At 68.0% G+C, this 8,956-nt stretch carries 10 protein-coding genes; 1 reads left to right on the plus strand and 9 read right to left on the minus strand.

What is annotated here, in order from left to right; translation table 11 throughout:
• The 5 genes from VF542_RS17935 to VF542_RS17955 form a co-directional block, all read right to left on the minus strand.
• Positions 1-1,727 (minus strand): hypothetical protein (locus VF542_RS17935; protein WP_408653064.1); only part of this gene is annotated, 1,727 nt, incomplete at its 3' end.
• Between the two features lie 486 nt (positions 1,728-2,213).
• Positions 2,214-2,474, minus strand: coding sequence for a dihydrofolate reductase family protein (locus tag VF542_RS17940; protein ID WP_408653065.1), 261 nt, complete (start codon positions 2,472-2,474; stop codon positions 2,214-2,216).
• Entirely contained in the window at positions 2,438-2,806 is a 369-nt protein-coding gene (locus VF542_RS17945) for a hypothetical protein (RefSeq protein ID WP_408653066.1), read from the minus strand. The genes VF542_RS17940 and VF542_RS17945 overlap by 37 nt, the downstream gene beginning before the upstream one ends.
• A gap of 61 nt (positions 2,807-2,867) precedes the next feature.
• Positions 2,868-3,806 carry an RNA polymerase subunit sigma-70 gene (locus tag VF542_RS17950; protein WP_408653067.1) on the minus strand — a complete coding sequence of 313 codons (939 nt, stop codon included), beginning with the start codon at positions 3,804-3,806 and terminating at the stop codon, positions 2,868-2,870.
• A 121-nt stretch (positions 3,807-3,927) separates the two neighbouring features.
• The gene (locus tag VF542_RS17955) at positions 3,928-5,025 is read right to left on the minus strand and encodes a D-TA family PLP-dependent enzyme (RefSeq protein ID WP_408653072.1); all 1,098 of its coding nucleotides are present in this window, start codon (positions 5,023-5,025) and stop codon (positions 3,928-3,930) included.
• A 184-nt stretch (positions 5,026-5,209) separates the two neighbouring features.
• On the opposite strand from VF542_RS17955, the gene VF542_RS17960 reads away from it, so the two are divergent.
• The gene (locus tag VF542_RS17960) at positions 5,210-5,695 is read left to right on the plus strand and encodes a hypothetical protein (RefSeq protein WP_408653068.1); all 486 of its coding nucleotides are present in this window, start codon (positions 5,210-5,212) and stop codon (positions 5,693-5,695) included.
• On the opposite strand, the gene VF542_RS17965 is transcribed toward VF542_RS17960, so the two are convergent.
• The 4 genes from VF542_RS17965 to VF542_RS17980 all read right to left on the minus strand — a co-directional run.
• Positions 5,692-6,150, minus strand: coding sequence for a hypothetical protein (locus tag VF542_RS17965; RefSeq protein ID WP_408653069.1), 459 nt, complete (start codon positions 6,148-6,150; stop codon positions 5,692-5,694). The genes VF542_RS17960 and VF542_RS17965 overlap by 4 nt on opposite strands.
• Before the next feature lie 151 nt (positions 6,151-6,301).
• Positions 6,302-7,144: an ABC transporter permease gene (locus tag VF542_RS17970; protein WP_408653073.1), complete on the minus strand. Its 843-nt coding sequence runs from the start codon at positions 7,142-7,144 to the stop codon at positions 6,302-6,304.
• Between the two features lie 77 nt (positions 7,145-7,221).
• Positions 7,222-8,229 carry an ABC transporter ATP-binding protein gene (locus VF542_RS17975; RefSeq protein ID WP_408653070.1) on the minus strand — a complete coding sequence of 336 codons (1,008 nt, stop codon included), beginning with the start codon at positions 8,227-8,229 and terminating at the stop codon, positions 7,222-7,224.
• Positions 8,226-8,956 (minus strand): hypothetical protein (locus tag VF542_RS17980; RefSeq protein ID WP_408653071.1); only part of this gene is annotated, 731 nt, incomplete at its 5' end. The genes VF542_RS17975 and VF542_RS17980, both read right to left, overlap by 4 nt.

Here is an 8,956-nt window from a genome sequence, read left to right on the forward strand (position 1 = left end):
AGGACAGGCTTGTAATCGAGGTGATACGGCGCAAGAGCGGTGATCGCGCGCTTCACTTGCTCTGCTGCTTCGGCAACTTCGTCATGCCGGCTGGGCCGCACGGTGCGCGCGACCTGCGGGTCACTGTATTCGAGGTCGCCGTACGCCGTCGCCGCGAAAGACCACAGCCCCAGGTTCAACGGCTTGCTACAGCTGATTACGATGCCCCGCGAGGCAAGAACGGCGAGCACGTAGGCGAAGTGATAGTACGGGTCAAAGCTTTCCAGGACGCGCGCCAGGCCCTCGGCGTCGCCTTCATCTCCCCCCGCAACAGTGCCTAGCCACAGTTCCGTAGCCGATCTATCCACCGCATGGGAGTACAACGATTGCTCGGCCGAACGATAGTCCTCCGGAGGGCGCGGGGTCTCCACATAGGGCCAGTCGACGATTCCAGAAACCGTCTGGCGCAAAGCAGCGCCTGCCTCGCCTTGCAAGGCTGCCAGCAATTCGACCTTGACATCATTCAATTGGAAGGACGTCTCGACAATATCGTCGTGGACGGATTGCAGATCTCGCTGGACGCGGCCGACCTCCACTCGCAGGCGTCCGAGCTGGTCAGCCAGGCTCTCATAGATCTTCGTAAGTCGACGGTCCACCTGTCGGAATTGATGGTCCATCTGCTTGCCCAAGGCAGCGACCTGCTGCTGGAGCTCGCCGAGCTTGGCCAGCACTAGTTCATCGGTGGACGGACCCATGTCGATGAAGGCCGTGACCAGTCCTATCGCGGCACCGACCACATTGCCGGTCAACAGGCCGCTACCCATTGCTGCCAGCGTCGTGGTCGCCTTTTCAAGGGGATTGAGCACGCTGTCAGCAACTGCTGCTAGCTCGACCGCGAAGTCCGCGACTGCCGACACCTGCTTACCGAGATGTGGATCCTCGGTAAGCACACCTAGAATGCTGCCCAGCATTCCCGCAGCTGCGTGCGCGTCGCGAATAGTGGCCTGACGGGCTTCTCTTTCGGCTTGCTTCACTTTCTCGTCCGCCTCACGCCCCGCCATAGTGAGGAGAACGATCTGACCTTGCAGGAGTAGAGAGGCCTTGTAATCGACCGATGACATGTCGTGCCCCAGCCCAACCAGGGCGTCATTGATTCCTGCTATATCGGCAACGGTCGCACCGACCGCGGCTGATACCGTGTCCATACTCGTTCGCAAGTGGCCCAGCATCGCCTTGATCTGCTTGTCATTGGCTTCTAAACCACCGGTTATCGTCAGGAGCGCGCTGAGCCGGTTCTTGATCACCAAGTCCGGATGATTCTCGACCAAGGTCTGGCTGGAGTCTCTTGAACTCAGGTTGAATCGCGCACCGTATTCATTATCGAAGAAGCGGCCCATCACAGGGTCCTCGAGGACACTCTTCGCCACATCGCTGATGCGGTCTGCGAATCCTCTGTGCCACGCATACATGAGTTCTCGGTCAACGGCGCGGCTCTGTACGGCATCCAGGGCAGCCACCTGCTGAGGCACTCGGGACCCCCACAAGATGCGGTAGGTCTCGGCGACCGCTGTCATGACAGGGCCGGCGATCTCGGGGTGCACCGACTGCGCCACTGCCCCGCCCCAGGCGAACGCCAGCTGCGCGGCAGCGTCTCCCATCCCTATCTGACGACCCTTCGCGGACTTCCGGTGCGTATCGAGTGCGGTCCGCCATTCCTCAACATGGCTTGCGATCTGTTCCTCGTTCAAGTCCGGCTGCTCTCGGCGCAGGAGAGATGCGAGGACCAGGTACGCGGTTGTCTCATACCGGTCTGGGCCATGCAGCTGCGACTTCAGCCTGTCCTCGAACATCTCTTGCCTGAATCGTAAAGGGTCTACGCTGCCCATGGATCGGCTCCAAAGCTCTCGGGCTGTGTCGATCTGGCCACGGTGCTACCGAAGTCGGGCATGGCCGGTCCCCGACTTCGCGCCATCCCTCACGTGTGGCCGCTCATTACGAGAGGAACGCACGTCTTGGCCCTTGTCCGCGGATGTGTCCGTGGCGCCGTCTATACCTGGGAGGGAGCAGATCGTCACGACCATTCGCTCGCCTTTCAGGCTGCGGTACCTCGCGAGGGCCACCTTGTACGCGCAAGTCCGTCAGATTGCGCCTACCACCTTGCGCGGCGTGCGCACCGCGTAGAGCAGTTACTTACTCGCTGCCCGAAGGTCTGTCAACGCAACCACCGTGCTGCGTCAAGGAGAAACCTGCTCGGACGGTTCGGCGGACACACCAGGCCGCTGTGGCGTGAGCACGGCCAGGACCCCAGGTCCGACGTGTTCGGTGGAGACCAGCGTCAACTCGTGGTGACCCCGGAACAATCCGATACCGGCACCCAGGACGGTCGGGAACAGCAGCAGCCGGTACTCCTGCACGAGCTCCTGCTCTGCCAGCTCGGCCACCACCGACATGCTGCCGATCACCACGATGTCGGTGGTGGCGACCTCGCGTCGCACCCACTGGACCAGCGGGGCGTCATCGCGCGGGAGTGCGCCCACTCGGTCTCGTCCACGGGCCGGTGGGTGACGACGGCCTTGGTAGCGGCATTCATCGCTTGGGCGAACGGGTTGTCGCGCCGGGGCCACAGGGTCTTGAAGTGGTCCCAGGTACGGCGCCCGAACAGCAGCGTGCCGTGCTCGAGGATCGGCCCGAGACGGAACTTGTCGCCGGCGACGCCCTCCGGGCCGTGCCGCATGGCCCAGCCGCCGAACGGCGTCCCGTCCGAGCCGTCGGGGTCCTCGACGACGCCGTCGAGGGTGGTGAACGAGATGACGATGAGGCGTCCCATGGGGGCGCTCCTTCCAGAGACGACAGTGGTCACCGTCCTCAACGGACCAGCGGCCCGAAGCTCATCGCGGCGGCGGGAATTGCTGCTCGAACAGCGCGAACAGCCGGTCGTCGCGGTAGACCAGCACGTGGTCGATGGCTCCGCTTTCATCCGCCGTGAACAGTTGCACCGTGTGCGGGACGCGGCGGCCGCCCTCGACGATGTACAGCAGAAGGCCGGGCTCCCCGCCGACCTCCACCCGGCGGGTCGCCCAGTCGGTGCCGCGCAGGGCGAACAGGTGCGCCATGAAGTCGCGGTACTGCTCCACGCCACGCGACCACGCCGGCACCGGCGGCATCTCCAGGACCACATCCGCTGCCACCAGGGAGACCAGCGTGTGCACCTCGCCGCCCTCGATCGCGGCGGCGTACCGCTCGACGCGGTGGGGGTCGACGACCCCGGCCTGGCGCGCGCCGCCGCGCAGGGTGGCCCGCGCGCGCTGGAGGGCGGAGTTGATCGCGGGCACGGTGGTGTCGAGCACGGCCGCGGTTTCCGCGGCGGAGAAGCCGAGTACCTCGCGCAGTGTGAAGGCGCCGCGCTGGGTCGGGGGCAAGTACTGCAACAGCGCGGTCACCGCGAACCGGAGCTCGTACGAGCGCTCCGCGGCCTCCTCCACGACCGAGCCGCCGGACCAGCCAGCCGGCGCGGGCATCAGCCATGGCACGTCCAGCGCCGGCACGAGGGGGCCGCCGATGTCGATCCCCGGCCCCTGCAGATCCCGCGGCAGCGGCCTTCGCCCGGTCTCGCGGAGCCGGTCGATGCAGACGTTGCGGGCGATCCGGAAGCACCAGGTGGTCAGGCTGGACCGGGCCTCGTCGTACTGCGCGCGGGCCCGCCAGGCCCGCTCCAGGACGTCTTGCACGGCATCCTCGGCGTCGAACGGCGAACCCAGCATCTGATAGCAGAAGGACCTCAGCCGCCCGCGCAGCCCGTTCAGCTGCTCCGCCGTGACCGCGCTCATGCACGCATGGTGTCAGAAGGTTCCCGAAAACTCGGACCAGCGGTACGGCTAGTCCGAGTTGGGCCGCGTGCGGCACGCCAGTAATTGGCGTGCGGCACGCTAGTAATTGGCGTGCGGCACGCTAGTAATTCTTGCCGCGAGCTGCCACGGCCCACCGGTCAACGATCTGTCCCCCGCTGACGACGGCGACCTCGTCGACGAGGTTCATCGTTATGCACACGTGGTTGGGGATCACCCGCAGTCGCTCCCCGAGAACCGGTAGCGGGCTTTCCTCAGGCCAGACAACGGTGGCGTGGTGCTCCGACAACGCGGTGATCCGCGCTTCCGGGTGGTCGATCACGCGGCCGTGACCGGTGGCCCAGGCGGGCCGATCACTGCCGAGCACCTTGCTGCCGGAGTCGAGTACGACGCGCCGGGGGGAGCCGCGGCCCGTGTCGTGACGGCTGATGACTGTGGCGGCAACGCTCAGGGCGATGTCATCCCACCCGCATCGCTCCAGCTCCAGTTGTTGCGCGTCGCCGAACACGTAGACACCGGGACGCACCTCGGTAGCCACCGATGGCCCGGTCAGTGTCGCTGTCGGGGTCGAGCCGCCACTGCGTCGGCTCGCGTCGTAGCCGGCGGCTGTCAAGAGCTCCGTTGCCTCAGCGAGCGCTGCCTGTTCTTGTTCGACCGCCTGCTGCGGCATCCCGGGCGCATAACTGTGACCCGGGAAGGTGAAGACCCCGCCGACCCGGAGCCCCGCCCGGTCCGCGGCCCGCGCCACCTCCACCGCCAGGTCCGGAGAAGCACCGCTGCGATGATGCCCGCTGTCTATCTCCACGAGTACAGCGATCTGCCCGGCGGCGCCGTTCAAGGCAGCGCCCATGGTCGTGGCGCCTTCCACCGAGTCGACCCCGACGGACACTCGTGCCCTGGCGCTGAGCCGGCGCAACCGCTCCGCCTGCGGCCGGGTAATCCACAGCGGGTAGGCGATGAACAGGTCCTCCACCCCATGGTCGGCGAATACCTCCGCCTCACCGATCGTGGCCACCGTGAGGCCGACCGCACCGGCTGCCAGTTGCCGGTCGGCGATCTGGAGCACCTTGTGCGTCTTGGCATGCGGCCGCAGCCGCAAACCCTTCCCTGCGACGCTCGCCGCCATGCGGGTGATGTTCCGGTCGAGCACGTCCCGGTCGATGATGACCTGAGGAGTGGTGACGTCTTCCAGAACGCTCATCTGGCTCCCCCGTGCGGCCGCTTCTGCCAGGGGAAACCTTATCGCCGCGCGCCGGATGTACTGGGTCAGACCCGAACGGCGACGCCGGTGACGAGGCGACGCCCTCGGTGCGGGGTAGCTTGTGACGGCAGTACGCGCTCCGGGCGAGCCGACGCCGACCCAATCCCCAGTAAAGGAGGCAATCGTGGAGGAAAACGCTGCCGAACCGGGGGCGAACATCGACTGGGCGCTGGAAGAAGTGATTAGTCAGGTAGCCACCCGGGCACAGGAAGTCGGGGCAAACGATCCTGCCTACACCGTCAGTGTCGTGGACGGGCGGAACGCTCGTTTGCTGGTTTACCGCAAGTCATCGGCGCCCGGTGATTTCGATCTTCAGAAGTACGTGGCGCTCGCTCCTGCCGGAGTGTCGATCGCCTTCGAGGCCGCGGCCTTGAGCGCGACGGAGATCGAACACCTACGCAACCTGATCGCGGCGTTGTCGCCCGAGTTCAGGGCTGCCGGCATAACGCTTCATGGCTGGGGGCCGGCGGATTACGCCAGTGGGATGCAGATCCTCTACACATCGGACACGCCGGAGATCCCCCGGCACCTGCATGAGAGGCTTGAGATCTACGGGCCCGGAACGGTGGCGTTCAAGCTGGGCTCGATCAAGGGCCTGGCAGCGTCCTAGCCGGGAAAGACACAGGAGAACTGTCTGTCCTCGAACTTCACTACGAGCCCCACGATCTGTGTTCTCTCGATACTCGTACACGTCACACCGGACGAGAACGTCACTACGTGATCAAACCTGTTGTGATAGAGCAGCAGCAGATCGTCGAAGGTCGCGTGCCAGTTGTAATGCGAATCCCACACGTCGACCTGAACCGAGCCGTCTGCGTAAGTGATCGTCCTGACGACCTTGAGGTTGTAGATGTGCACATGTCGGCCGCTCGCGGTCTTCACGTCAATCTCGGAGATCTGGCCGACATTGCATACCGTCCAGTCACCGTCAAGGTGGCACTCGTTCACTTGACCCGCGACTGCGCCGCCAGTACTCGCGGCACTCGCGGGTGCCGCTAGTCCGAGTGCTAACGCCGTAACGATCGACACGAGCAAGGCACTGAATCTGGCTGCGCGAGTGAGCATGCGTACTCCCCGGAGGAGGCGCCGGCTCGCTACCCGCTGCCAGGGCGAAGAACCGCGCGTGCGCTCGGTTCTACACCGGATGAGATTGCGAGGCAAGGACTGGCGCTTCGCCGTACCCGCCAGGGCAACAGCGCCTGACCCCGTGCTGGCGTCACAGGTCCTTGCGCAGGAAGGACGCCGCCGCCAATCCCCACACCATCGCCACCCACACCGCGGCCCACACCAGGTAGGCGGCCGTCGGCGGCGCCACGCTCAGGAACGGGAAGGCTTCGCCTCCCTCGCCGCCGAACTGGAACAGCGCCGACGGGTCCTGGAAGGCGTGCATCGCCCCGCGCCACAGGCCGTCGGTGGGCAGCAGCATCCGGGACACGTCGCCGACCCGCTCGACGGAGTCGTTGCCGAGGGACGCGCCCACGCCGCCCACCACACCGGCCACCCAGGTCGTGCCGAACAGGCCCACCGCGACCACGCCCGACGCCATCGGCGAGATCGCTGTCGACAGCAGCACGGCGAGGGTGAGCAGCACGATCGTCTGGGCCGCCAGCAGCGCGAGGGCGACCGCCGGCTGCGGTGGCCAGTAGTCGACCGTGGCCCGGACGACCAGGCACTGGGCCAGGCCCGCGAGCACGACGAAGCCGCTGCCGAAGGCCACCAGGCCCAGCCACTTGCCCAGCAGGAAGGCGGACCGGCGGATCGGCCGGGCGAGCACCGCCAGCGCGATACCCGACTCCGTCTCGCCCGCCAGCGTGGGGCCGGCAAGGAAGGCGGTGCCCAGCGCCGCGATCAGGCTGAAGCCGAACATCACCAGGTTGAGCAGGATGGAGGCCGTCAGCCGGGCCTCGCCGCTGGTGAGCGCGCTGCCGCCCGACTCCGCCGCCAGGCGGGAGAACCCCCAGCCGCTCAGTGCCAGCAGCACGACGGTCAGCACCGCGAGGGCGAGCAGCACCCGCCGGCGGGCCGCTTCGCGCAGGGTGAGCGCGGCGATGGTGAGCACCGTCGCAGCCGTCCTGGCCGTCGCAGCCGTCGCAGCCGTCCTGGTCGTCGCAGCCGTTTCGGTCGTCGTAGTCCTCGTCACCGCTGCTCTCCCGACCGGGCGGCCGAGCCCGCTCGCAGGATGCCGAGCAGCCGCTCCTCCAGGGTGATCCTCGCCGGCTCCACCGCGTGCACCCGGGCCCCCAGGGCAGCCAGGTCCCGCACCAGGTCGGGGATGGCCGTCGCACCGTCGTCGGCAGGCAAGGCCACGGTGTACCAGTCGCCGGCCTGCTCGACCTTCCCGACCGCGGCCAGCCGCGCCCGCGCCTGCGCGGGTACGTCGCTCAGGTGCAGCCGCAGCTCGCGCTGGCCGAGCAGCTCGGCCAGCGTGCCCGATGCGGCGACCCGTCCCTGATCGAGAATGACCACCCGGTCGCAGACCCGCTCGACCTCCCCGATCAGGTGCGAATTGAGCAGCACCGCGACGCCCCGGGACTTGCATGCCAGCACGATGTCGCGCACGTCCACCCGGCCGAGCGGGTCCAGCGCGCTGGTCGGCTCGTCCAGCACGACCAGCTCCGGCCCCGCCACCAGGGCGACCGCCAGCCCCAGTCGCTGCTGCATCCCCTTGGAGAAGCCGCCCACCCGGTCACCGGCACGTTCTGCCAGGCCTACCAGCGCCAGGCACTCCCGCTGCTCGCGCGCGGGCACCTCGATCCCGGACAGCCTGACGTGCAGGGCCAGCACCTCGGCCGCGCTCAGCCACGGCTGGTACCGGAACAGCTCGGGCAGGTACCCGACCCGGGCCCGCGCGGCCGGATCGGTGGCCGGCCGCCCGAGCAGCATCACCTCTCCGGCATCCGGGCGGACCAGGCCCAGCAGCATCTTGATCACCGAGGTCTTGCCCGCCCCGTTCGGGCCGAGCAGCCCGACCACGTCGCCGCGGGCCACCTCCAGGGACACGTCCTCGACGGCGTGCCGCTTGCCGTACCGCTTGCGCAGGCCCGAGCACCAGACGGCGGGTGTCCGTGGCAGGCCGGCGATCAGGCTCGCCGCCTCGCGCTGTGCGGCATCGTGGCCCACGGTGGCGGAATCGGCGGCCGTCACCGCAGGTCCCGGGCGATCGACAACACCTCGTCGGCGTCCAGCGAACCGGCCACCACGGTCACCGCGCCGTCGGCCACCCACACCACGGCCGCCAGCGTCCGATCCCGGGTCTTCAGCATGGTGGCCGGCCTGCCGTCCACCTGCACCGAGGACGTGGCGACCTGATCGGCGGGCACCGGCAGCGGCAGCGTGGAGCCGTCCGCGGTGAAGGTGCGCAGCTGCTCGGCGACCTTGTCAGGCAGCCCGGGCAGCGACAGCAGGTAGTCGCGCATCACCTCGAACCGGACGCCGGAGGAGAACGCCGAGGGCGCGACGGCACGACCCACCACCAGGGCGGGCACTCCCGCGGAGGACTTCCAGAGCTGGACCACGCCGGGCCCGGCCACCAGCCGCACCGAGCTGCCGTCCAGGCCGGGTGGCGGAGGCGGCAGGACCGCGCCCGCCTGCGCGGCGGCCCGGGCGGCGCGGTCGGCCGAGAAGGTGAAGGTGGCGCTCACCTTGCCGCCCACCTGGTAGGCCGGCTCGCCGCTGACCCCGCGCGGCAGGTGGGTCACCTCCGGCACGTCCAGACCGCTTTCGGACGCCGCGGCCGCCGCATCGGCTACCTCGTGCACGTCCGGGTCGCCCGTCACCGCGAGGTCGCCGTACGCGCGCAGGTCGGGCAGCGCGATCAGGTCGGCGGTGCTGAGGCTGAGCGGAGCGATCTGCTCGGTGCGGAAGATCGGCA

The sequence above is a fragment of the Jatrophihabitans sp. genome, from assembly GCF_036389215.1.
GTDB lineage: Bacteria > Actinomycetota > Actinomycetes > Mycobacteriales > Jatrophihabitantaceae > Jatrophihabitans_A.